Source organism: Treponema sp. J25 (genome assembly GCF_004343725.1).
GTDB lineage: Bacteria > Spirochaetota > Spirochaetia > Treponematales > Breznakiellaceae > J25.
This window is the reverse complement of record NZ_PTQW01000025.1, coordinates 1-24,016: the sequence shown is the minus strand read 5'-3', so window position 1 is coordinate 24,016 and position 24,016 is coordinate 1. Positions and strand designations below refer to the sequence as shown.

At 50.5% G+C, this 24,016-nt stretch carries 25 protein-coding genes; 18 read left to right on the top strand and 7 right to left on the bottom strand.

The genetic code is table 11. The features are described from left to right. Positions 1–8 precede the first annotated feature (8 nt). The 7 genes from C5O22_RS08685 to C5O22_RS08655 all read right to left on the bottom strand — a co-directional run bounded on the left by C5O22_RS08685 (position 9) and on the right by C5O22_RS08655 (position 8,337). The gene (locus tag C5O22_RS08685; protein ID WP_132780972.1) at positions 9–926 is read right to left on the bottom strand and encodes an SPOR domain-containing protein; all 918 of its coding nucleotides are present in this window, start codon (positions 924–926) and stop codon (positions 9–11) included. A gap of 1 nt (position 927) precedes the next feature. Further along, a complete protein-coding gene (gene coaE / locus C5O22_RS08680; protein WP_132780970.1) occupies positions 928–1,599 on the bottom strand; it encodes a dephospho-CoA kinase in 672 nt (223 codons plus the stop codon). Position 1,600: 1 nt separating this feature from the next. Then, a complete protein-coding gene (gene polA, locus C5O22_RS08675; RefSeq protein WP_132780968.1) occupies positions 1,601–4,705 on the bottom strand; it encodes a DNA polymerase I in 3,105 nt (1,034 codons plus the stop codon). Further along, positions 4,702–5,196 carry a flagellar biosynthesis protein FlgN gene (locus tag C5O22_RS08670; RefSeq protein ID WP_132780966.1) on the bottom strand — a complete coding sequence of 165 codons (495 nt, stop codon included), beginning with the start codon at positions 5,194–5,196 and terminating at the stop codon, positions 4,702–4,704. Before C5O22_RS08670 ends, polA begins: the two co-directional genes overlap by 4 nt. A gap of 14 nt (positions 5,197–5,210) precedes the next feature. Continuing rightward, positions 5,211–5,660 carry a flagellar export chaperone FliS gene (fliS, locus tag C5O22_RS08665; protein WP_132780964.1) on the bottom strand — a complete coding sequence of 150 codons (450 nt, stop codon included), beginning with the start codon at positions 5,658–5,660 and terminating at the stop codon, positions 5,211–5,213. Between the two features lie 260 nt (positions 5,661–5,920). Then, positions 5,921–7,249, bottom strand: a complete 1,329-nt coding sequence (locus C5O22_RS08660; RefSeq protein ID WP_132780962.1) for a galactokinase — start codon at positions 7,247–7,249, stop codon at positions 5,921–5,923. Beyond that, entirely contained in the window at positions 7,246–8,337 is a 1,092-nt protein-coding gene (locus C5O22_RS08655; RefSeq protein WP_132780960.1) for a UDP-glucose--hexose-1-phosphate uridylyltransferase, read from the bottom strand. The genes C5O22_RS08660 and C5O22_RS08655 overlap by 4 nt, the downstream gene beginning before the upstream one ends. A gap of 96 nt (positions 8,338–8,433) precedes the next feature. On the opposite strand from C5O22_RS08655, the gene C5O22_RS08650 reads away from it, so the two are divergent. The 18 genes from C5O22_RS08650 (at position 8,434) to C5O22_RS08565 (ending at position 23,883) form a co-directional block, all read left to right on the top strand. Beyond that, the gene (locus C5O22_RS08650; RefSeq protein WP_132780958.1) at positions 8,434–9,240 is read left to right on the top strand and encodes a hypothetical protein; all 807 of its coding nucleotides are present in this window, start codon (positions 8,434–8,436) and stop codon (positions 9,238–9,240) included. Positions 9,241–9,248: 8 nt separating this feature from the next. Beyond that, the gene (locus C5O22_RS08645) at positions 9,249–10,079 is read left to right on the top strand and encodes a mechanosensitive ion channel family protein (RefSeq protein ID WP_132780956.1); all 831 of its coding nucleotides are present in this window, start codon (positions 9,249–9,251) and stop codon (positions 10,077–10,079) included. A gap of 179 nt (positions 10,080–10,258) precedes the next feature. Then, the gene (ftsH, locus tag C5O22_RS08640; RefSeq protein ID WP_132780955.1) at positions 10,259–12,205 is read left to right on the top strand and encodes an ATP-dependent zinc metalloprotease FtsH; all 1,947 of its coding nucleotides are present in this window, start codon (positions 10,259–10,261) and stop codon (positions 12,203–12,205) included. A 150-nt stretch (positions 12,206–12,355) separates the two neighbouring features. Beyond that, on the top strand, positions 12,356–13,033 hold the full coding sequence (locus C5O22_RS08635) for a thioredoxin domain-containing protein (protein ID WP_132780953.1): 678 nt from the start codon (positions 12,356–12,358) through the stop codon (positions 13,031–13,033). Positions 13,034–13,141: 108 nt separating this feature from the next. Continuing rightward, the gene (locus tag C5O22_RS08630) at positions 13,142–13,441 is read left to right on the top strand and encodes a YhbY family RNA-binding protein (RefSeq protein WP_132780951.1); all 300 of its coding nucleotides are present in this window, start codon (positions 13,142–13,144) and stop codon (positions 13,439–13,441) included. Positions 13,442–13,614: 173 nt separating this feature from the next. Then, the gene (locus C5O22_RS08625; RefSeq protein ID WP_132780949.1) at positions 13,615–14,304 is read left to right on the top strand and encodes a LolA family protein; all 690 of its coding nucleotides are present in this window, start codon (positions 13,615–13,617) and stop codon (positions 14,302–14,304) included. A 127-nt stretch (positions 14,305–14,431) separates the two neighbouring features. After that, on the top strand, positions 14,432–15,580 hold the full coding sequence (locus C5O22_RS08620; protein ID WP_132780947.1) for a helix-turn-helix domain-containing protein: 1,149 nt from the start codon (positions 14,432–14,434) through the stop codon (positions 15,578–15,580). Between the two features lie 6 nt (positions 15,581–15,586). After that, positions 15,587–16,957 carry a 30S ribosomal protein S12 methylthiotransferase RimO gene (gene rimO, locus C5O22_RS08615; RefSeq protein WP_132780945.1) on the top strand — a complete coding sequence of 457 codons (1,371 nt, stop codon included), beginning with the start codon at positions 15,587–15,589 and terminating at the stop codon, positions 16,955–16,957. After that, positions 16,947–19,334, top strand: a complete 2,388-nt coding sequence (locus tag C5O22_RS08610; protein WP_132780943.1) for an ATP-dependent helicase — start codon at positions 16,947–16,949, stop codon at positions 19,332–19,334. The genes rimO and C5O22_RS08610 overlap by 11 nt, the downstream gene beginning before the upstream one ends. Beyond that, complete coding sequence (locus C5O22_RS08605; protein ID WP_132780941.1) at positions 19,324–20,328, top strand: hypothetical protein; 1,005 nt, start codon at positions 19,324–19,326, stop codon at positions 20,326–20,328. Before C5O22_RS08610 ends, C5O22_RS08605 begins: the two co-directional genes overlap by 11 nt. Continuing rightward, entirely contained in the window at positions 20,325–20,624 is a 300-nt protein-coding gene (locus tag C5O22_RS08600) for a hypothetical protein (protein WP_132780939.1), read from the top strand. The genes C5O22_RS08605 and C5O22_RS08600 overlap by 4 nt, the downstream gene beginning before the upstream one ends. A 17-nt stretch (positions 20,625–20,641) precedes the next feature. Then, positions 20,642–20,875 (top strand): hypothetical protein, encoded by a 234-nt coding sequence (locus C5O22_RS08595; protein ID WP_132780937.1) that lies wholly within the window; start codon positions 20,642–20,644, stop codon positions 20,873–20,875. A gap of 116 nt (positions 20,876–20,991) precedes the next feature. Then, entirely contained in the window at positions 20,992–21,420 is a 429-nt protein-coding gene (gene rplM, locus C5O22_RS08590) for a 50S ribosomal protein L13 (protein ID WP_132780935.1), read from the top strand. Between the two features lie 15 nt (positions 21,421–21,435). After that, entirely contained in the window at positions 21,436–21,828 is a 393-nt protein-coding gene (gene rpsI / locus C5O22_RS08585) for a 30S ribosomal protein S9 (protein WP_132780933.1), read from the top strand. Beyond that, entirely contained in the window at positions 21,829–22,467 is a 639-nt protein-coding gene (locus tag C5O22_RS08580; RefSeq protein WP_132780931.1) for a regulatory protein RecX, read from the top strand. Between the two features lie 144 nt (positions 22,468–22,611). Further along, positions 22,612–23,229: a response regulator gene (locus C5O22_RS08575; RefSeq protein WP_132780929.1), complete on the top strand. Its 618-nt coding sequence runs from the start codon at positions 22,612–22,614 to the stop codon at positions 23,227–23,229. Continuing rightward, positions 23,226–23,606 (top strand): response regulator, encoded by a 381-nt coding sequence (locus C5O22_RS08570; protein ID WP_132780927.1) that lies wholly within the window; start codon positions 23,226–23,228, stop codon positions 23,604–23,606. Before C5O22_RS08575 ends, C5O22_RS08570 begins: the two co-directional genes overlap by 4 nt. Continuing rightward, positions 23,587–23,883 (top strand): acylphosphatase, encoded by a 297-nt coding sequence (locus C5O22_RS08565; RefSeq protein ID WP_132780925.1) that lies wholly within the window; start codon positions 23,587–23,589, stop codon positions 23,881–23,883. Before C5O22_RS08570 ends, C5O22_RS08565 begins: the two co-directional genes overlap by 20 nt. Positions 23,884–24,016 lie beyond the last annotated feature (133 nt).

Below are 24,016 nucleotides of genomic sequence, written 5' to 3'. Positions count from 1 at the left end.
AAAGGTGCTTAGCGTTTTACCGTAACACTGCTAATGTAGCTTTCCGCAAAGCCATCGAGGGAATGAATAAGCTTAAGCCAGTATTCCGCTTCGGTTTTTGAAGTATAGGGGCCTACCCTCACCCGGTAATAGGTGGTATTGTCTACCGTTTTTACCTCGATAAAAGATTTTATACCCCTCTGAGCTAAGGATGACCGTACACCTTCGGCCCTTGTTTTGGACGTAAAGGCCCCCGTCTGGATCCAGTAGTCCGTATACGTGCGGGGTGCAGTACGAACGGTCTCTTTTGGTGCCGACGCGGTGCTGTTGCTTGTTCCCTTTGGGACTGTGGGAGTACCGGTGGTGGTAGATCGGCTGCCTTCGCTGGGTCCAGCGGTTAGGGCAGAGGCGCTTCCCGCACCCCCTAAGGTCTGTTTTTGCTCAACCTGTCTTTCCCCCGTGGTCGTTTCGGTGTTTATGGAAGGGGCGGGCGCATTTTTCCCTGGCACCTCTATGGTAAGAGAAGAGCCCTGTGGGGTGGTTGTAGAAACCACAGGCCGACTCCCTGTCACCGTATTATCCCCATAAATGATGATTACATCGCCCCGACTTTGCGTAATGCTCTGAGGGGTCGACGGAATAGTCTGGATCGATTGAGGGTTCTTTACCCATTCTCCGGGATTGACCGGCGGAATTCCTTCTGGTTTTGTGGAAGAAGACTGGGGTGTTTCACTGGTTGCGCCGGGGGTAGTGGAAGTCCCAGGAGAAACAGTTCCTTCTGAACCAGGCTTTAGGCTTTCTGCAGAAATCAGTTGATTTCCCTCTGTAGACGCATATGCCGTCGTTGTTGATTTCTTAGGTAAAAAGACGAGGAGAGATACCCCAATTACCAGGACCAGGAAGATACCGACGATGATGACCGCCAGGTACAGTTTCTTGTTTTCCATCTTATACGATCCCCTCCCGTACAAGGATTCTCTCAATCCGGCGTTCTAATTTATAGGGCCCTTGTTTCTTCCACCCTATTCCCGGATTTGGTACAACATATATATCGGTATTTTTGTTTTTATATTGAGTAAAGAATGTTCTCTGCTGCCATATCCGGAGCAAGGCCTGTCGGAGAGAGAGGTGGTCCCTTCGGATGCCCCGAAGCAGCCGAACCGGCCAGGGGGCGGTGACAAGAATGATGAAGGCCAGCTTATCAAACACAATGGATCGATGTAACAGGGCCGCATTGATCACCAGAGGGTGCTCCCGGTGCTGCTCGATCCATTCCAGGGTAAGTGCATTTGCCCGGGGGTGGACGATAGCTTCCAGGGTCCGCAGTTTTTCTGGATCCCCAAAAACGATGCGTCCCAGTTCCTTTCGATTTAGCATACCTGTTGCATCAAGTATGGCGGGGCCAAAAAGGTGGACGATCCGTTCTTTTTCTTGATCGAGAGCCCGGTGCCCGAGGCGATCTACGTCAAGGACCAGAAGCCCCCGCTTCTCGAGAATCCGGGCCACGTAGTTTTTCCCCGCACAGTAGGGCCCTGTAAGGCCGATAAGAAAAGGCGAGGGACGGCCTTGTTTCCCCTCACTGCGAAGAGGCGAAACACCTTCCAGGGATGGTACGCCCATGTCAGTGAAAGTCCCCCCAGCGTTCACCGATTTCTACTTCTACCCGGAGGGGCACCTTCAGCACATAGGCCCCTTCCATTTCGCTTTTTACTAGCTGGGCCACCTCTTCTGCCCTGGAGCGGGGGCATTCCAGAATAAGTTCATCATGGACCTGCAATAACAGACGGGCCTCGAGGGCTTGTTCGTTCAGGGCCTTTTGCAGCCGGATCATGGCGAGTTTTACAATATCTGCCGCAGAACCCTGAATAGGGGTGTTAATGGCAATCCGTTCGGCCGCGGCCTTTTCGGTTTTGTTCCGGGAAGTAATCGTAGGAATAAAGCGCTTTCTCCCCAGGAGGGTGGTGACATAGCCGGTTTTTTCCGCTTCTTCAATGGTACGGTGGATAAAATCTTGAATGCCCCGATAGGTGGCGAAATAAAGATTGATAAAGTCCTGGGCCTCACCGCGGCCGATGCCTAACTCACTGGAAAGGCGAAAGGCGCTCATCCCATACATGATACCAAAATTGATGGTTTTGGCGATTCGCCGCTGGTCGCTCTGGACCGCATCTTCTGGCACACCAAAAAGGAGGGCCGCCGTGCGACGATGCACGTCTTCTCCGCGCCGAAAGGCCTCACACAGAGCGGGGTCTTCCGAGAGGTGGGCCAGGATTACCAGTTCAATCTGACTGTAGTCGGCGGAAATAAGAACCTGCCCCGGTTCGGCCACAAAGGCCTGGCGAATGCGCCGGCCCTCTTCGTCCCGGATGGGGATGTTCTGCAAATTGGGGTCCCTGCTCGAAAGGCGGCCCGTGGCGGTACCGGTTTGAATAAAATGGGTGTGCAGCCTGCCATCCCTCCCTACCTGGTCAGCGAGGGTATCTACATACGTAGATTTAAGTTTTGAAAGGGTCCGATACCGAAGAATGTAGGCAGGAACGGGATCTTCCCGGGCCAATTCCTGAAGGACCTCCACATCGGTGGAAAAGCCCGTCTTGGTTTTCTTGGTGGCCTGGAGCTTCCGTTCTACAAAGAGCACTTCCTGTAATTGTTTGGTGCTGGAGATGTTGAAAGGATGCCCTACCAGGCGATATACCTCTTGTTCCAGCGAGGCTAGCTGCTGATCCAGTTCCTTCCCGTATTCCCGAAGAATCCGGGGGTCTATGCGGATCCCTACCCGTTCCATTTCCGCAAGAATGGGAAGCAAGGGCATCTCCAGATCTGTGAAGAGGCCTAGCTGCCCCGCTTCGTTCAGTTTTTCGTAGAAAAGGCGGTAGAGTCTGAGGGCGTAATCCGCATCCTCTGCCGAATAGCGACAGGCCATGTCCAGGGGCACCTCGTTAAAAGCGGCTCCTTTGGGGACCACCGTATCATACGCGAGACTCGGGAGCCCCAAATGCTGGGCCACTATACCATCCATGGAATAGTTCCCCCGGTCGGGATCTAAGAGCCAGGCGGCTACCATGGTGTCCCAAATACGGGCCTTCCAGGGAGCACAGCCCCAGGTGCGGGAAACCTGGTAATCGAATTTCGCATTATGGGCCACGATGACCATGCGGGGATCCTGCAGGACCTCTTCCAGAAGAGCCCGTCCCTTCGGTGGATCGAGGAATGGAGAGCCCACGCCATGGGACATGAGGGGTACGTAGTAGGCTTCTCCGGGCATCAGGGCAAAGGAAAAACCGACGGGACAGGTGGTAAGGGCTTCTAAGGAGGTTGTTTCAAAGTCCAGAGCGAGGAGGCGCTGTTCCCGGGCCTTTCTGAAAAGAGCCTCGAGTTCCGGTGCTTCTAGAATACACTGATAGGAGGGTGTTGTTGCGCTCTGGGCCTTTTCCTGCTTATCTGTCAGGGTGCCCCTGTCGGATATCTGAATCTCTTCTCCCTTTGTTGGATGTGTCCCCTCAAGTTTTCCTTCCGCCGACTCTTCCGCTTGAGAGGTATCCGCCGGAACTTCTTCGAAGAGGAACGCCTGGCCCGCTGTTTCCCTGGCAGGCCCTGTGCCTTGCTTCTTGCCTGCAGGAAGGGATGGGGCAGGGCTTGGACACAACTCGGGCTGAGCTTGGGAAACAGGGGAGGGCTCTTTCTCTGTGGAACTCCGTTCCAGAAATGCGGCGGCCACCTGGCGGAGTCCCTGCCGCTTAAGGTATTCACCGGCCTCCCTGAAGTGAAGGGGCGGAAGACGGAGTTCCCCTTCAATATCCTGTACAGGGAGGGGCACCTGGGTAACGAGTTGAATAAGTTCCCGGGAAAAGTAGGCCATTTCTCGGCCCTCGATAAGTTTTTTCTGAAGGGCCCCTTCAATTTCATCTATGTGGGCATAGAGATTGTCCAGGCTGTGGTATTCTTGTATGAGTTTGATAGCTGTTTTATCGCCAATGCCCTTTACCCCGGGGACGTTATCAGAACTGTCGCCCGTAAGGGCTAAGAGGTCCAGAATTTGCCCGGGATGGGCCGCCCATTCTGCGGCTACTTCCTGTGGGCCTACCACCTGCACGGCGATGCTGCCGCTAGTGCCTGCCGTCTTGGCTGGACGAAGTTGGAAGACCCCTTCACCTACCATCTGTAAAAGGTCCTTGTCGCTCGAAATGAAGTAGCAGGATCGCCCTTCCTTTTTGCACCGTTCCGCCAGGGTAGCGATGATGTCGTCCGCTTCATACCGTTCCACCTGGAGGATGGGAATGCCCAAGGTTGCTAAGAACTCTTTAACCAGCGGCACCTGGGCGTGGAGATCCTGGGGGGCCTTTTGTCGGGTAGCCTTGTACTCCGGATATCGTTCGTGCCGAAAGGTGGCCACCGGAGAATCGAACACCACCGCCATGTGCTGGGGGATAATCGCAGGGGTTGTTCCCGTTGCTTTTGGGGATGGCGCTGTAACTTTTGTGGATGGTTCCGTGGTCTTACTGGGGGAAGCCCCTTCACTGAACACACCTGCACTCCGGGAGGGATCTCCGGAGTGCAACGGAAAACCTTCGGTCAGGATCTGGTAGACAAACCGGGAAAGGCCATGAAGGGCCGAGATGTTTTCTCCCCGGTTATTCCGCAGGGGACGACTGATGAAGGCAAAGTAGAATCGATAGATAAGCCCGTATGCGTCAAGCAATAACAGCGGGTCCTTAGTAGTACTCATCCTCGTATATCAATTAAAGAAGCTGAATCACTATCCCCAAAAAGGGATTTTCTTTTTGCAAAGGGGTTAGCCCGCAGGGCTTTTATCTCCTGCCGGAGTTCTTCCATCCGTCGGGAAAGGAGCTCTCGGTTTTGCTCTGACCGCTGGATCGCTTCCTGTTTTAGGTGCTCCAGGGCCTCTTTAAGGGGGGGGATTTCCTCTTCCCGGTCGGGATAACAGGAGCGATACATCACTTCCAGGGGATCGATAACCTTTTGGATCGCAAAAATTTCCCCCACAATTTTTTCTTCTAGTTCTACGTGACTTAAAAGGGCCTCCGTATCGCCCCGTTCAATGGTATCTCGCTGTTTATCTAACACTTCCAGGTATTGCTGGAAGCGATTGCGCTGTTCTACCAGGAGTTCCCGGAACCGCTTAAGTATGGCTACCCGTTGGGCCAGTTCCTCTTCTGAGAGTTCCGTCTGTATTTTCCTGGGTGCGCTCTGGTTCATGTCTCCTACAGCCCTTACCCCGCGATATTAATACCTGTGGTGGAACGGCCCAGACCTTCAGTTTCTGCCTTACTTACGATTTCCTGCCAGGCCCCACGCAATTCATTCATCATATCCCGTACCGCCCGGACCCGCTCTTCGTCCTTTGCTAAATTTGCCTCCAGAAGTTCCCGGTTAAACCAGGTATACAGGGAAAAAAGATTTCGGGCGATCTCGCCACCCTGTTCAAAGTCCAGGGATACCATGAGCTCCGTAATGATATCCCGGGCTTTGATGATGGCCTTATTGATGTGCTCTATTTTGGAAGGATCTTTTTTGGTGGCACTGTGGTATTGATGCAACAATTCCTGGCCCCGGTCTAATTGCTTGATCGCCTCGTCGTACAACATCACCACAATTTTACCGGGACTTGCGGTACGTACTCTCGTTTCTTTGTATGCGGAGAGTGCATTTTGATATGCCACGTCTTTTCTCCTCCTCTCGTACTGTCCCCGAACTAGGGACCGCTTTTTTATCACTAGGACAGGATGGGGTTTCTGTGCAAGAGGGCTTCCCCCCGGGGCCCTCGTCCTGAAGGCCCCTAAAATCCCATGGGACCTTTCCTCATTAGGAAGATCCTCCGGCCCCCTCAAACTCCCCCGTCTCTTTCCGTTTACAGTATCGTCTGTCTTTCCTTTAGGATAAACCGTTTTTTGGAAAAAAGCGAGTCTTTCCCTGGATCCTTTTAAAAGAAAAGTTCCACCGCTCCCCGGGACCGAATAAAGAGCGGCCGGACAGCTCCTTCGCCAAAGTACCGTTCCATCCATCTGATATAGGCTTCCTGAGCATTGGTGGGCACATAGGCCTGAATAGTTCCCGCAAACCCACCGCCATGGACCCGACAGGCTCCTCGCAAATTATGGGTTTTAAAGAATTCCTGGGTAAGCCCTAAAGCCAGGGCAATACCCTGTTCTTCTGGATGGTGGGGGGTGCTGATGTTTTGTAGGAGTTCCCAGGAACTGGTGCCTGACTCGCGGACCAGTTCTAGATACCGATGGAAAACCTGTTGTTTTTCTGTGGGGTCGGCCATATCGGCCATCCGTTCAAGGGTGCTGTACATTTCCTGAACCCGATCGTTCTCATCGAAAAAGTGAAGGGCCCGAAGGATAGCCCGATCCCCCACTGCTTGGCGCAGTTTGGGAAGGTGTTCCAGGAACAGGGCCCGATCCAGCTCCCGCAACACGGATTTCCCAAAGAACTGGGCCACCGCTTTCATCTCCTGGGGTACGGCGGCATAGTCGGCGGTTAGATCCGCATGGCTTCCCCCCGTGTTTACTACACACAGGGTGTATCCCACATCGGCAAGGTTAAAATTGATACCCCGAACCACAGGGTTTGTCGGATCTTTAAAGTCGATGGCTACCGCTCCACCATGGGCGCAGGCAACCTGGTCCATCAGCCCACAGGGTTTACCAAAGTAGATGTTTTCGGCCCGCTGTCCTATCTGGGCAATTTCTACCGGTCCAAAACGGCCATCGGCGTATAATCCATTAAAGATAGTTCCAAATAAGACTTCCACTGCCGCAGAAGAAGAAAGCCCCGAACCAGAAAGAACTGTGGAAGCCGCATTGGCGGTAAAACCGCGGAGATTAAGCCCCCGTCGCTTGAATTCTTCGGCAATACCCCGGAGCAGGGCCTCCGTGGTCCCCTCCTCTTCGGGGCGCATGGTGGTATCCGCAATATCCACGAGGACATCGGGATAGCCGGTGGACCGGAAGATGACCCGCGTATCATCCCGGGGAACCACAAAGGCCACCGCATCCAGTTGAATACTGGCAGCCAGTACCTGTCCCTGATTGTGATCTGTGTGATTACCTCCCAGTTCGGTTCTCCCCGCGGCGGTAAACACATGGACATCACCACTGGCTATTTCAGGAAAGGCCTGGATACTCTGCTGCAAGAGGGTGGTATATCGATTCACGGCCCGATCGACTTCATCTTCCCCATAGAGTTCTGTGAAGAGCTGGCGGGCCTTTTCACCGGTAAATTGACGAAGTAATTCCTGGGCTTTCATTGATGGGTCTCCTCAACTTGCTGTTCCATGTAGTGTTGTTCCGAAAGGTTCCGCAATCGCTCTGCCGCTGCTTCAGGGGTAATATCCCGCTGGGGCATGGCAAGCAGTTCAAAACCAACCATGAATTTGCGTACCGTGGCACTGCGAAGGAGTGGCGGGAAATAGTGTACATGGAAATGCCACGATGCTTCCTGAAGAGCTGGTTCTATGGGACCTTCCGCAGTTACCGCCTTAGTTGGTTTTTGATGGAACCCCATCGAATAGGGGAAGTTGGTAAGGAAAAGATTATCATAGCGAGTCCCCATCCGCTTGAGGGCATCTCCAAAATCATGAATTTCCTGGTCCGTGAACTGGTTAATGGCTGCCATGTGCCGCTTTGGCAGGATCATTACTTCGTAAGGCCAGACTGCCCAGAAAGGTACAAGGGCTACAAAGGAGGGGTTTTCAAAAATGATGCGTTCTTGCTTTTGTAGTTCTAACTGGAGGTAATCGCACAACAGACAGTGGGCCTTTTCTTTTTGATAAGAGCGCTGCATGCGATCTTCCCGGGCAGGTAAATCCGGTAGATGTTCGGTGGCCCAAATCTGTCCATGGGGATGGGGATTGGAACAGCCCATGATGGATCCCCGATTCTCAAAGATCTGTACATACGAAATGTAGGGCTCCGCGCCTAAGGCTTCGTATCGTTCTTTCCATACCCGAATTACCTTTTCTATTTGTTCTACCGGCATCCGGGGAAGGGTAAGGTCGTGACGGGGAGAAAAACAAAGAACCTCACATCGTCCCCGTTCGGTACGGGCCGTAAGAAGACCACCCCCTTCCTCGAGGGATTCCAAAGGGACCTCCGGCAAAAGGGCCGCAAAATCATTGGGAAATACGAAGACATCCTGGTATACGGGATTTTTTACTCCCCCCGCCCGTTCATTCCCGGGGCAAAGATAACAGGTTGGATCATAGGTTGGTTGGGTGTCTATAGTAGGTTTTTCCACCTGTCCCTGCCAGGGCCGTTTGGTTCGATGGGGTGACACCAGAACCCATTCCCCTGCAAGAGGGTTATAACGACGCTGTGGATAATCCGCCAAATGCATATATAACTCCCCGACGTAGAAGATAGCTGGAGCATAGCCTACTTTAGCCTTTCTCTCAAGTGACAGGGCCCCGCTTTTTTTGTATGATAGCTAGCCATGTGGGATTATTTTTCACCGAAAGATCTCCAGTGGTACGTATGGTTTTTAAATGGGGCCTATGCGGGAATCAGAAAAAACGGGGAAGAATGGCGCATCATTCAGCGGCCCTGTCGATTCGAAGACCTGGTAGAAGAAGCCTATGGCCCCGAGGAACGGCCCTCCTGTGAGGAAGAAAACCTCGCCTTCGGGGTTGGTCCGGCCCGTCAAATCCGATTGGTACCCAGTTTTAGCCAGATTCCTTACCTTGTGTTGGTGCGCAACGAGGTCCGTATTCTTCCGGGCGCAGAAGCCCAGTTTATGGTAGCGGTTCCTCCGGTGTTTCAGTTCCAGGATGAGGACGCCCATGTGCTCTACGAGTTCTTGCCCTTTTCTCTTTCGTATTCCTGGTTCGGGGATAAAACAGCGGGGACCCTGTGTCTGTCCCTCCCTATTGCTCTGGACCCCCATTGTAAGGGGGAGAGCACTAAAGAAGGATCTCAGAGCGATGAGTCAAACAAATGGACCCGGGCGGCTTCTCTTATTCAGTGTGATATCAAGGTCCGCAATGCCACCCGGACGGTACTGAATATTAAACGACTCGCTATCTACACTGATCTCATGAATATCTACTATAAAGATGGGCAGTTGTATTCTGATTCTATCATTATTGATGGTACTCCCGAGGGGGAACTGCGCATGCGGATTGATGAGACTAAAAAACGTTCGTATAAGAAGATTTTTACTGCCGCAAAGACCGGGTTGAGCGAAATTCTTATTCGCCGGGGTGTTGGATTCCTTAAGTCTATCACCGGTTTATACGAATAGGAGGGCTCATGCAAAATATTGGTGGGTTTTTAAGTGATATAATGACTGATGTGGCGACATTCTTTTCTCCTGATTTTTACAAAAGACTTCTCATAGCCCTGGGAGCCTTTGTCTTTGTTATTCTTATCTTTGGGATTATTCAGGTTATTGTTGCGCGGGTTACAAAAAAATATTTAGCCGAACAGCAGCATTTTCTCTTAAAGAAGATAGTGCGGTATACGGGGTATGTCATTGCCTTTATGACCCTTTTCAAAAGTTTGGGGATTGACCTCTCGGCCCTGTTGGGAGCGGCGGGAATTGCGGGAATTGCCATCGGTTTTGCCGCCCAGACTTCGGTATCTAATGTAATTTCCGGCCTTTTCCTTATTTCGGAAAAACCCTTTCAGCTTGGAGATGTGATTCAGGTGGGGGATGTGTCGGGAACGGTCTATTCCATCGATTTCCTTTCCGTAAAAATTCAAACCTTTGATAATCGGTTTGTCCGGATTCCCAATGAAACCCTTATAAAAACTAATGTGGTAAATATCACCCGATTCCCGATTCGAAGGCTCGATGTATGGGTGAGCGTGGCCTATACGAGCGACCTTGAGCGGGTTCGCTCTTTACTCCTTGATGTGGCCGCAAAAAACATTTATGTGCTGGATAATCCGGAACCCCTCATTGTATTTGAAAAATTTGAAGCCTCAGGAATCACTATTCTTGTAGGACTCTGGTTTGAAAAATCAAACTACCTGGCCCTTAAGAATTCGATTATGAAGGATATCCATACCCGATTTAGAGAAGAAGGAATCGAAATCCCCTATCCTAAGATGGATGTGTTTCTTAAAACCTCAGTATAAAAAGGGGAATTCAATCTTTAGGGATAAAGGGATCGGAGGAAGATAAAAGGAGCGGGAACCGTCTCTTGCCTGTTGGCGCATGGGAATGAGGGGTGGTAGGGGGCTAGAATTGAGGTAAATAATATTGCCCCTAGACGGCAAGCTAGAGGAGAGGTTATATTTATACCAGGAGAAGATACATGCCGAAGATATCAAAACCAAATCCTAAGAGAAAAAAAACAGGGGCGCCGTCTCCTTTTAATCATCTCTTCCCGGGCCCCGGAAATGGGAATGGGCCCCTTGGAAACTGGCAATGGCGTTTTTCCCTGGTCTACGTGGTAATCCTGGTAGTGTTGATGAGTCTTTTTAACTATGTGTTTCTAAGTAATGTGAATCCTACCATCGATTTTTCTGAATTTAAGGCAAAGATTGCTTCTGGTGAGATTAAGCGAGTTGAACTCGATTCTTCATATTATACGGGCTATACCACCAATAAAAAAGAGACTCCAGACCCCATTACCCGCCGCTATTCGGTTCCCCAGAAGGCCTACAGAACGGTTCCTATCTATGACCCCGATTTAATTAAATTGATGGATGAAAAGGGGGTAAGCTACTACGCGGTCTCAAAAGAAGGCAGTGCGGTGCTTGATTTTATTTTTAGCTGGCTGCTCCCCTTCGCATTTTTCTTTTTTATCTGGCGCCTTATTCTTCGCCGGGTAGGGAATATGGGAAGTAATGTCCTATCTATCGGCCAGAATCGGGCGGTTATCGTGGCCGAAGGGGATGTGGTTACCCGTTTTAGCGATGTGGCCGGGGTGGATGAAGCAAAGGAAGAACTTATGGAAGTGGTAGACTTCCTGCGGAATCCCCGAAAGTACACCGAAATTGGGGGCAAAATCCCCAAGGGGGTGCTGCTGGTGGGGCCTCCCGGCACAGGGAAGACCCTTCTTGCCCGGGCCGTCGCCGGAGAAGCGGGGGTCCCCTTTTTCCGGATGAGCGGTGCTGATTTTGTGGAGATGTTTGTTGGTGTTGGGGCCGCCCGCGTGCGGGACCTGTTTAAACAGGCCCGGGAAAAGGCTCCCTGTATCATCTTTATAGATGAGCTTGATGCGATTGGTAAAAGCCGTATCACCGGTGCCATTGGGGGCAACGACGAACGGGAACAAACCCTGAATCAACTCCTGGTGGAGATGGACGGCTTTGATGCCACGAGCGGTCTTATCATCCTGGCTGCTACGAACCGACCCGATGTGCTCGATCCGGCCCTGCTCCGGCCCGGCCGCTTTGACCGGCAGGTGTTGGTTGATAAACCGGATCTGGCTGGGCGGGAGGCGATTCTTCGTATCCACACGAGAAACGTGAAACTTGCTCCCACGGTAGATCTTTCCCGGGTGGCCCGTAAAACCTCGGGTTTTGCCGGCGCGGACCTGGCGAACATTGTGAATGAAGCGGCCCTCCTTGCGGTCCGGGCCGGAAGGAAACAGGTGGAACAGCAGGATTTTGATGAGGCTATCGAAAAGGTCGTTGCGGGGCTCCAGAAGAAAAATCGGGCTATTTCTGAGTCGGAACGGAAAATTGTAGCCTACCATGAAACCGGCCATGCCCTGGTGGCGGCCTTCACGCCAGGATCCGATCCGGTCCAGAAGATTTCCATCGTTCCCCGGGGATACGGTGCCCTGGGGTATACCCTGCAGCTCCCGTTAGAAGACCGCTACCTTATGACCGAGGAAGAACTGCTAGGTAAGATTGATGTCCTTTTGGGTGGCCGGGCCGCGGAAGAGGTGGTGTTTGGGAAAATTTCTACCGGCGCTGCCAACGATCTTACCCGGGCCACGGATATTGCCCGTCGGATGATCACCGATTATGGGATGAGCCCTCGCTTCAGGAACGTAGCTCTCACTCAGCGGGGGGCGAGTATGCTCCAGGGTTCCCTTTCGGAACCGCTCCTTCATCGGGAGTATTCCGAATCGACCCAGCAGTATATTGACGAAGAAATCGCCCGCATTGTGAACGAACGCTATACCGCAGTTAAGGGGCTCTTAGTGGAAAAACGGCCCCTCTTAGAAAAAATAGCCGAACACCTATTAGAAAAGGAAACCCTGGAAGAGCAGGAGTTTAAAGAACTGGTAGGGGCAGCGGTCTCGTAAAAATGTGGGGCTGAAAAGTAAGAGATGAATATACCGGGGGCTCAAAGGGGCCCTCTTTTTTTTACGGTACCTAAAAAGAATGATTCCCTGGAATATGGGGCTGCTTGCTTTCTTATTGACGAGGGGAGTAAGCCGTTTTATGCTGTAGGTATGATCCTATCAAAAGAGGCCCGAAAAGAGGGGGAAGCCCGCTTCTCCCGTTTCAGACGGTCCGTGGAGATTGAGGTCTTTTCTCATACCTACGAAGATGGAATATGTCGAAACGTTCGGTGTTTGATAGAAGAACTGGCAGAATTAAGTACCCGTCTTTCTGTGCAAATCCATGACAGCGCCCAGAGCCTTGATCTTATGCGAAAATATCGGATTGATACTCTGCCCGTTACGGTACTTCATAGCCGGGATATGCCAGAACTTCGCATGTATGGCCTTCCCCTGGTGTATGGATATGAACCCTTCCTTGATGTGCTTGCCCTCTACGGAGGAGCGAATGAGAGTCCTATTGAAGGAAATACAAAATTAAAAGAGACCCTTATGGCGAAGGACGAGAGGACAGGTGTTTTCCCCCTCAATTTATTGCTTTCTCGGTATAATCCGTTATGTAAGGATGCCATCCACTGGTTTTTAAATCTTGTTATTACCGAATTCTCCCTTCCAGCAGGTAAAAAGGCCGTTCCATCTATCCGTTTTGTAGAAGAAGAACCCCAGTGGTTTTCTCTCTTGCCAAAAAAAGAACTTCCTTGTATAAACAGTAGCTCCCGCTATCTTTTTTGGCCCTTTAAGGTGGAAGACCTCTCAGGATTTTTTGATGATCCTTCTGAGAGAGGCTAGGGCAATGGTCTCTCTTAGAAAAAGAGAAAGGCGAGGTACGCTCTAAGCAGAAGGATAAGATTGAGAACGTGTTCCAGGGGGCAAAGGTTAACAAAATGAGGGAAAGGTATGTTGTCGAGTAAACAACGGAGTTATTTATCAGGCCTTGCTTCGGTGCAAAAGGCGGTGATATTAGTGGGGAAAGAGGGTGTTTCGGAACCCCTGTATCGAGCTTTTGAGCAAGCCCTTGAAGATCATGAACTGGTAAAAGTGCGTTTTATCGCTTTTAAAGAAGAGCGCAGGGACTTGGCGGCGCAACTTGCTTCCCAGAGCAAAGCCGAATTGGTGCGACTCATAGGAAACACCGCAATCTTTTATCGGCCCTCGGAAAAACCAGAGATAGAGCATATTGTTCTTCCTCATTCTTAAAGGTAACTATAGTAAAGCTTTTGTAAATTGGAGCGCCCCTATCCCATGTCTTAATAGGAACAGTCTTTCTTTAAATACCATAACAGTTCTCTAATCCTTTCGCATACCAAAAAGTGGTAGATATGGGCTTGCGTTTTAGCTTTGATACAGGTACTATAGGCAAGAGAGGTTTTATGCAAAAGAGATGTTGTTTTGCGCTGATGATAGCTTTTTCCGTTAGTTTCCTCATGGCTCCTGCAGCCCAGGAGATTGTGACGGCAGATAAATTCCTTGCTCAGGTTGGGGATGTCTATAATAGTATAAAAGATTATCAGGCCCGATTAAAAATTAGTTCTGGGAAAAATGACATGGAAGGTACCATTATATATCGGGCTCCTAATCTTATACGGATGGATTTTTCTGTTCCCCAGGAGCAGGTGATTGTATATAACGGAGAGGTCCTGATGGTGTATCTCCCGGAATACCGGGCGATACTTCGTCAGGAGGTTGCAGGGGAATCTAAAAGTACGGGAGCTACCTTTGCTTCTTCTCAGGGGCTTGTGCTGTTGCGAAGAAATTACCTTCCTGCATATCAGACAGGACCTGATCCCGTGCCCCTTGATGATAAAAACCCAACGCCGGTGGTAAAACTGGTGCTTACCCGCCGCAATGTTTCTGAGGGGTTCCGGGAAATCCGGCTTAGTGTTGAACCTCAGAGTAAATTGATATATCGAATTGAAGCCCGGACAGTGGCGGACGAACTTATTATTTTTAATTTTTCTAATATTGTGTTAAATCAGGGTATCCCGGAAGGTCGCTTTGCCTATGATGCTCCTGCTTCGGCGAATGTGTATAATAATTTCTTGTTTAAAAGTAGTAATTAGGGAAGCGGCTGGGTACTCTATTAATTGGGGATATAAAGGGGCCCTTTTTGTCCCTTAAAAAATAAAAGTGTTACTAAAAAGCCGGTATGTTTAATTCTGAAGGTTACCGGTTGCAAGGAGGATCCCTGTGGAATCTCTGGGTGAAAAGCTACGAAAAGCCCGGGAGAATTTGGGCTTAAGTTATGAGGATGTATATCGGGACACTAATATTTCCATCCGGTATCTGGAAGCGTTAGAGAAGGAAGAATTCAGTCAGTTTCCAGGTGAGCCTTATTTGTTAGGTTTTTTGCGTAACTATGGGGAGTATCTTGGTTTGAACGCTCAGGAACTTCTGTCCCAGTATCGGAGCATGAAGCTTCAGGAGCAGCCGGTCCCCATAGAACAGTTGTTAAAGAATCCTGAGCCTTCTCATCATTGGCCCATGATAGGTGTTGGCCTTTTAGTACTTGCCCTTGTAGCTGGGGGGGTATTGGGCTGGTTCTTTTTAATAAAAGGGCCTTCTGGAACTACGGAGAATGCTCCTCCTCGAAAAGCCACAGAGTATACCCTTACAGGGGGGATACTGAAAAAGCGATTGTATCCTGGAGATAGTCTTTTAGTTACCATAGCAAAAGATACCTATAAAGTAGAACTCCTGACGATAGATGAACAAGTACATCTTTCTACCGCTTCAGGAGAAGTGGTGGTCAATTTGGGCCAGGAGATTGGCATCGATCTTAACAACGATGGGACTAAGGACCTCCAGATTTATGTGGAGGACCTCGTGAAAAACAAACCAGAACGGGGAACGGCTCTTCGTTTTGAATACCGGGCTCTTACTCAAGAAGAAACTCAAAACCTTGGAACGAACCCCGCTTCTCCCGGAAATACGGCGGCGGCTCAGCCCGCAGAAACGGTCGTGTCTGGCTCTGAGATGGGGGGAACGGGGGGAACACCGGGAGCTTCTGCGATTGGTCCGAATATTCTCTCTTCTCCTAACCCCTATCCTTTCACTCTTCAGGTGACGTTTAAGGGATCCTGCCTTTTTCGGTGGGAAGCGGATAGAAAAGAACGAAATGAGCAATACTTTCAGAAGGCGGATATTTTGAATATCCAGGCCCAGAATGGGATACGGTTGTGGATCTCCAATGCGACGGCGGCTAAACTGCAAGTCATAGGTGGGGGAAAAACGGTTGATGTGGAAATCGGCAATCCCGGTGAAGTTGTGGTTACTGATATAAAGTGGATTAAAGATGATGAGGGCCGGTACCGCCTTGTACCAGTGCGATTAGATTAGTTCGACATGATCAACCACCGTTCGTTTTATCTTGATCCTCATGGGTGTGCGAAAAATCAGGTTGATGGGGAAGTGTTGATGGCCTATCTCCTGTCTGCAGGGTGGCAGGCGGTAGGCGCGCCGGAAGATGCGGACCTTATTGTGGTGAATTCCTGTGGATTTATTCAGAGTGCCAAAGAAGAGTCCATAGAAGCCGTTATGGAATGGAAAAAATTATTCCCTTCTAAAAAAATATTGCTGGCAGGCTGTCTTGCCCAGCGGTATGGGGAGGCCCTGGCCCGGGAGCTTCCTGAGGCGGATGCCCTCTTCGGGAATATGGACCTTTCCCTGGCGCCCCAGGCCGCAGAAGCGGCTTTGGCATCAACCCATCAAAGCCTGCTTCCCCCCCTTCCGTCGGGCTCTGAAAAGGAGGGCCTTTCTTGCTTTACCCACCGGCCCCTTACGTCTTTCCCTGGCAGTGCCTACGTAAAACTGACCGAAGGCTGTGATAATCGCTGCAGTTATTGTGCCATTCCTCTTATTCGGGGGCCCCTCCGCTCCCGACCGGTTGAGTCCATCGTGGAAGAATGTCAGGCCCTCCTTCAACGGGGCGTGAGGGAACTCTGTCTAGTAGGTCAGGACCTGGGCTCCTATGGGAAAGATATAGGTCCCTCTCGGGAAGGCGAATTTTCTACGCTCCTTCCTGAGTTGGTGCGGCGCCTTTCTCAACTGTCAGGGGACTTCTGGATTCGACTGTTGTACATTCATCCGGATCACTTCCCCGGGGAACTCCTTGAATTGTGCGAGAAGGATCCTCGTATTCTCCCGTATTTTGATCTTCCCTTCCAGCATGCCTCTCCCCGTATCCTGCGCCTTATGAATAGAAAAGGGAACCCTGAAACGTACCTCGACCTTATTAAAAGAATTCGGGATGCCCTTCCCCACGCTACTATCCGTTCTACCTTCCTTGTTGGCTTCCCCGGCGAAACAGAAGAGGATTTTCAGACCCTTCGCCAGTTCCAGGAAGCTGCTCAATTGGATTGGCTTGGGGTTTTTGCCTATTCCCGGGAAGAGGATACCCCAGCCTATCATTTTAAAGGACGGGTGCCGCAGAAAATAGCCTTACACCGTAAGAAAGAAATCGAAACAGCCCAGATACCCATAACAGAAAACCGACTGGAACGTCTGGTTGGTCAGGAATTACAAATCATAGTGGAAGAACAGATAGAAAACGAAGAGAACCTCTACATCGGTCGAGGAATCTATCATGCGCCAGAGGTGGATGGGGCGGTGGTGCTCACCGCGTCGCAGCCCCTGCAGGTGGGTACCTTTACCAGATCTCGCATTGTGGCCCGCTGTGGCTTCGATCTGGATGGGGTGAATTCCGATGGAAGCTGACTATCTTATGTCGCTTAATGCGGAACAGCGGGAAGCGGTACTGCATCAAGGGGCGCCTCTTTTAATCCTTGCAGGGGCCGGTTCCGGAAAAACCCGGGTCATTACCACCAAGATCGCCTATTTGATCCGGGAATGCGGGATAGAGCCCGAATCGATTTTGGCAGTTACCTTTACCAATAAGGCGGCTCGCGAAATGGCAGAGCGGGCTGCCCTTATAGAACCCCGGGCGATGGGGGCCATGATTCGTACCTTCCATTCCTTTGGGGCCTGGTTCTTGCGTCGGAATGGTCATCTTATAGGGTTGGATAGCCGCTTTGTGATTTACGATGAAGAGGATAGTCTGAGCCTGCTTGCGACCATCATGGGTGGTGCTCCCCGCCTGGAAGTGGCGCACATGGCCCATAAAATAGCCCGGGCGAAGGATTATTTTCTCAGCCCCGATGACCCGGCCCTTGAACTTTTTGATCATACGCCCCAGTTCAGGCGCCTCTATGGGGAATATGAAAAACGACTTGCCACTATCGGAAACGTTGATTTTGGGGATCTCATTAAAAAACCAGTGGAAATACTTCGGCGATTCCCGGAGGTTCGGCAGCGCTTTCAGGATCGAATTCGGGTAATTCTGGTGGATGAATACCAGGATTCAAATGTGGCCCAGTTTGAGCTCCTTAAAGAACTCTGTGGGCCTTCCACCTATCTGTGTGTGGTAGGGGATGACGATCAATCTATCTATCGGTTCCGGGGCGCCGAAGTTCGGAATATCCTGGAATTCCCTGAGCGCTTCCCCAATACGCACATTATTCGACTGGTGCGAAACTATCGGTCTACCCGGTCGATCCTTCAGGTGGCATCGGCGGTAGTCTCCCATAACCGGGGCCGACTGGGGAAAGAGATGGTCGCAGAACGAAAGGAGGGCTCGCCGCCGGTGGTAGCTTTTCTCTTAGACCAGGAGAGCGAGGCCCGTTTCTGCGCCGATGTGATTCAAACTTCGGTAGAACGGGGCGGCGCTCGCTACGGAGATTGGGCCATCCTGTATCGAACCAACGCGCAGTCCTTAACCTTTGAAACCGAGTTACTTCACCGTAGGATTCCCTATCGAGTGGTGGGCTCTTTAAAATTCTACGAACGGGAAGAAGTAAAGGATGCCCTTGCGTTTCTTTCCTTCCTTATGAACCCCCGGGACGAAATAGCCTTCCGCCGCATTGTGAATAAGCCGGCTCGAGGCATAGGGGATGCCACAATAGAAAAAATAATCGACCGTTCCTTCGCATTGCCCGATGAACGGAGGGGAAACCTCGTAGAATCCTGCCGGGATATGCTCCAGACTCTCTCGGGACGTACCCGTAAGGGGCTTTCCTTTTTTCTTTCGGTATATGACCGAATTACTGCTCTGTTTCAGGATGAAGTTCAAGGGGAAACGAACGAAAAAATCCCGTCTCAGGCTGAAGGGCCTCGTGCCCAGGAAAGCGTTCCTCTCGACGGAGAAGGTCCTGGGGGAGAAAGTTCTGGTCGTCCTTCCGCCCAATGGATGCCTCCCGAAGGAGGAGAGGGAAGTCTCAAGGGTGGGGAAGGGCTTTCCATGGTGTTGGTTCTGCTCCTTGAACACAGTGGGCTTGTGGCATACCACGCTTCCCAGGATGCCATAAGTGGTTCTCAGAAGGTGGCCAACCTCCAGGAACTGGTAAATGGCGCGACATTGTATCCAGCTACAAGCGAAGGGTTAAGTCTATTCCTGGAACACATTGAACTTGATCGATCCCTTGAGGCTACCGAGGATGTGCAGGATGCGGTAACCCTAATAACCTTACATAATACCAAGGGCCTTGAGTTCCCGCGGGTTATTATTACGGGCCTTGAAAAGGGGGTTTTCCCCCGGGAAGATAAGAATGGAGACGATTTGGAAGAAGAACGGCGCCTTTTTTATGTAGGTATTACCCGGGCCATGGATGAGTTGTATTGTACCACCTGTGCTATGCGAAGACTTTATGGGAAAACTCTGTTCCTTGAGCCTTCGCCATTTCTGAGCGAATTTCCCCCGGAGAGTATACGAATCCGGGGGAATCCTCCTGCGCAGTTCCCTTTTGGCGCCCCAAAGGGGAGGCTTGAGGGCGATCCAGAAGTCACAGGAGGATATGGACGCGGCCCTTCGGTGATGGTTTCGAGAGAACGGCCTTCGTCGGAACAATGGTCTTCGGATGGTCGCTGGAAGCTTGGCCAGCGGGTCTTCCATGATGAGTATGGGTACGGCGAAATTTATTACATTATGGAAAGTGAGGCAGGGCCGGTGGTGGATGTGCGTTTTGAGTCGGGCCGGAAATTCCGCTTTATGAGCCGTTATCAAAGCAGTTCGATTATGAGGGTAGACCATGATACCTGAGGGGGACCGGGAATTACTTACCTTGCTTCCTCCCCTGCGGCGGGGGAGGGGATATCGGTTGTATGCCCAGAATGGAAAACGTTACCTCGATCTCTGGCAGCAAGGGGGCTGGGCTATTTTAGGGCATGATCCCCACCGACAATTATTGCTTTTAAAGAACACCCTTTCTCGGGGCTGTCTTGGCCTGTTTCCGCAGGATCATCATCGACGGTTATTCCAGGCGTTGGCTTCGATATTCCCGGAGAGAACCTTTAGAATTTACCGTTCCTTTGAACGGTTGGAGCAGCTTGGTTTGTGGGACAATCGAAGGGCCTCTACCTTAGGAGAAGCCCTGCTTATGCAAGAGGAAAATCCCTGGGGTTCCCCTGGGATTTCTGCGAAACAAGAACGGACCCTTCTTCTAAAAGAGACCTCCACTGCTGATGATGTTGATTCCGTACCGCAAAGGAGGGGCGCCTTTATTCTTTCCCGACTTTTTGCCCAGAGGAAAAATGAACCCCTCTGTCCTATGGTGGTATGGCGCCCCTTTGGAAGAAAAGAACGGACCTTCTGGGATACTTTTCCGGTTCTTCTGTTGATTCTTCCCACGGGTGGGCTCTTTCAGCCTGCGGTGCTTGCTGTCCGAAGGGACTGGGACGAGGCGAAATTTCCCCCCTCCGATATCATTCCACCTCCTCTGGAGACGTTTTTGGTTCGAGGTATATGGGACATACAGCGAGCAACCCCTTTAGAGTTCTCCCATCTTTTTCCTCGAACCCTTCGGGTCCTGGATAATTCGGATCTATGGATACGGGTTGGTCCCTATGTGTGGTCCCGTTCTCCTGGTCCTCTTCCCCGTTATGCCCCGGTTTTTAAGTCCTTTCTTGAAGAAGGAGTGCTCTTACCGCCCCATCCTGCTTTGCCAATCATTCTGCCGCGAGAAGTGTCCAAAGGGGAAGATGCCCTTCTTGCAAGGCTTTTTAAGGAACTTTTAGGAAAAAGGAGTGCCCCATGAATCAGGGAGACCTGCTTTTTATATCTATTCGGATGGTGTTTGTCACCATTACCGCTTTTTTGGCCTTGCTTGCCTGGACAAAAAAGCGGGATTGGGTTTGCTTGTTTTTTATGATAGGCAGTTTTTTTTCCTATTTAGAGAGTCTCTACACCCTTTTACTTCGTATAGGAATCCTTACTGGCGGACCTGAACTGTACGGTTCGGTCCCCGTGGTGGGACTTGTATTGTCAAATCTTCCCCAGGTGTTTTATAGTATAGCATTCTGTAGTATAGTTATACAAAAGACGAAGTATTAATGCTCAGGAGGTTGATTATGGTAGCCTTGCTTGTTGGGGTAGTATTGATTGTGGCAGCGATTCTGGCCATGCTGCCCGTGGGGCTTAACTGGTGGTCCGAGGTTGTCCTGTTTCTGAAGGGTTCGGTACCAGTGGTGGCCATTCTCATAGGGTTATTGGCGGTGGTTATTGGTATCGCGGACATCAAAGATCAAATTGAAGCAAAAAAGGAAGAATCGGAAGAGGAAAAAAAGAAGGGCAGCCAATCTTGACAAGGTCTTTAAAAATATGAGAATATCCGGTGTTGCCCCGTTATAGTGGTCATTTACCGGATGCCAGCGTTAAATGGCCAAATTGGTAGAGTAAATTCCTTCGATAAAGGTAGTATATGAAGACGGTGTTTGTAAAACCTGCGGAAGCAGAGCGAAAATGGTATGTTATTGATGCGGAAGGAAAGGTCCTTGGGCGGGTAGCTGCGCGGGTAGCTTCCATCCTTAGGGGGAAAGAAAAGGCGATTTTTGCTCCCCATCAGGAAATTGGCGATTATGTGGTGATCGTGAATGCAGACAAGGTGGTGGTAACTGGCCGGAAAAAGAGCCAGAAAATGTATCACCACCATACGGGATTTGTGGGGGGGCTTAAGTCCTATTCCTTCGAGACCCTTATTTCCCGGCATCCGACCCAGCCGTTAGAACTGGCTATTAAGGGGATGCTTCCCAAGGGACCCCTTGGAAGGAAGTTGTTTAAGAATGTGAAGGTGTATGCGGGACCTACTCATCCTCATGGGGCCCAGAATCCACAACCTATTGAACTATAAGCGAGAGGTAGTAAGGTGGTAAAGAATCTCGGCATTGGAACTGGTAGAAGAAAGACCGCGGTAGCCCGGGTGTTTATTCGGGAAGGCAGTGGTAAAATTATGGTGAATGGTAAAGAGGTAAGTCAGTATTTTACCCTGCCAGAACATGTTTTGATGGTGCGACAGCCTTTAATGGTGACCGCCAGCGAAAACAAGTACGATATTCTGATTAACGTACAGGGTGGAGGAATTCATGGGCAGGCAGGAGCCTGCCGGCATGGTCTTGCGCGGGCCCTGTGTCAGGTGGATCACACCAACTATACCCCCCTGCGGGCCAATGGGTTCCTTACCCGTGATCCCCGGATGGTGGAACGGAAGAAATACGGTCAACGGGGTGCCCGCCGGCGCTTCCAGTTCTCGAAACGGTAAGTGGAAACAGAGGAAGTTCTACAGATCCAGGGTATTTCGCCGAAAGCCGGTGTGTATCAGATCCGGCTTTCGGAGGGGACGAGTTTTCTGGTACGTCCAGAGTATGCGAAGGGGAGTATCGATTTTTCCCGTTTGACTGAAGGATCTCTGATAGGGGCCTCCGAAAAGGAGGCCCTTTTGTTTGCTTCATCCTGTTACCGGATTGAACGGGAGGCCCTTCGGTATATTTCCCGAGCAGAACAGACAAAGAAGGGGCTTTTTCAAAAGTTACATAAGAAAGGTCATGATCGGGATCAGATTAGTCGGGTAATCCAGTTTCTGGAAAATAAAGGCCTTGTAGATGATGAACGGTATGCCGCCTCATATATATCCTATCGTTTGGGAAGGGGACTGTATACTCCCCGGCAGCTGTTACGGGCCCTTGTAGCGAGGGGTATAGAGCTTGCCCTGGCCAGACAGGTGTACCACAGCAGGGTGTCTCCGTTGCAAGAACGGGAAATGTTGCTTCGTTTTGTGCAAAAAAAGGGAATAGCTGATTTTCCTTCCTCGAAGTTGAAACAGTCTCTTATGCAAGCAGGATTCAGAAAGGACCTTGTGACAGAATATTTACTTCAGAAGAGCGAAAAGGGAAATCTATAAAAAATTCTCTGGCTGGACTTTTACAAAAAACATCTGTATGATATACTTTTCTCAGGTCTCGCGGAGCATGAAAAAATGATTCAGCCTCGCAGAAATCGTTTTGGATAAATTTTACGGCCTGGCGTACGACATAAGGGACGGTATATGGGAAAGACCGAAAACAAACTCCGAATATTTTCTGCGCTAGAGGTGGCGAAAATTTGTGGAGTGGTCAACCAGACCGCCATAAACTGGATAAAAAATGGGTACCTCAAGGGGTTTACTACCCCCGGAGGCCAGTATCGGGTATATGCGGAAGATCTCTTGCGTTTTCTTGATGAACGGGGGATGAAAATCCCTGATGAACTTGTTAATCTTTTAAATGATGATGTGCAGTGGAATACGGTGTTAATTGTGGATGATGATAGGGATATAAATAATTTGTTGAAGCGCTATATAGAAAAACGTTTACCTTCCTTCCGGGTTCTTCAGGCCTATGATGGGTTTGAGGCGGGTTCCATTATTGCGGAAAATCGCCCCGGTTATGTGTTTCTGGATATTGATCTGCCCGGTATTGATGGGCACCGGCTTTGTAAGAAGATAAAAGAGGATCCTAATTTTGGTAAGCCCTTTGTTATCGCCATTACGGGACTCGATATCCCGGAAGAAGAGATCACCATCTTACAGGATGGGGCCGATGCTTTTTTTGCCAAGCCCCTGGATTTTGAAAAAATCTGTAAAACCATAAAGACCTTTGCGACCCAGGCGGGAGTTATGCTATGAGTCATCATTTTACTATCCTCTTGGTAGAAGATGATGATGCGGTCCGCCTTTCCCTGAGAGACTTTTTGAAGCACAAGGGATATACGGTTCTGGTAGCATCAGAAGGGGTTGGCGCAATTCGTCAACTGCTGGATCACCCGGTGGATCTTATCATTACGGATTATCGGATGGAGATTTTCGGCGGTGATTACTGGATTCGTTTTCTGGAAAAATTTCTTCCCTCTATGGCAGTCCTGGTAACCTCTGGTTTTTTACAGCCCGAGTTTCCTGTTTCTTACCCTGTGATTTATAAGCCCTTTGATTACCATGAAATAGTTCAAAAAATTGAAGAAATCCGAAGAAAAAAAGAGGATCGCCATGACGGAAGGCTCCCCTGAAACTCAAGGTGCAGTACATTGTATCATTCATGGGAGAGTACAAGGAGTCGGATTTCGGTATGCTACGATGCAAGAAGCTTCTCGTCGTGGAATTGTGGGGTGGGTAAAGAATCGATGGGATGGAACGGTGGAAGTGTACGCCGAAGGTTCCATGGCGGCCCTTACTTCCTTTCTTCGCTGGCTTGAAAAGGGTCCCCCAGGTGCACGGGTTGAGCGAATAGAAGCGGGCTGGCAAAAGCCCAGTGGAGCCTATAGGCGATTTTCTATAGAATATTGACAGAGGATGATTTATTTGCTACTGTAACTACACGACTGGAGCACATCGCGGCCGTCGTCTTTCGAGCAAGGGCAGAGGCCCGCAGCGAGAAACAAGACGGCGACCATAGCCCGGTGCGCGGGAGCGCACAACA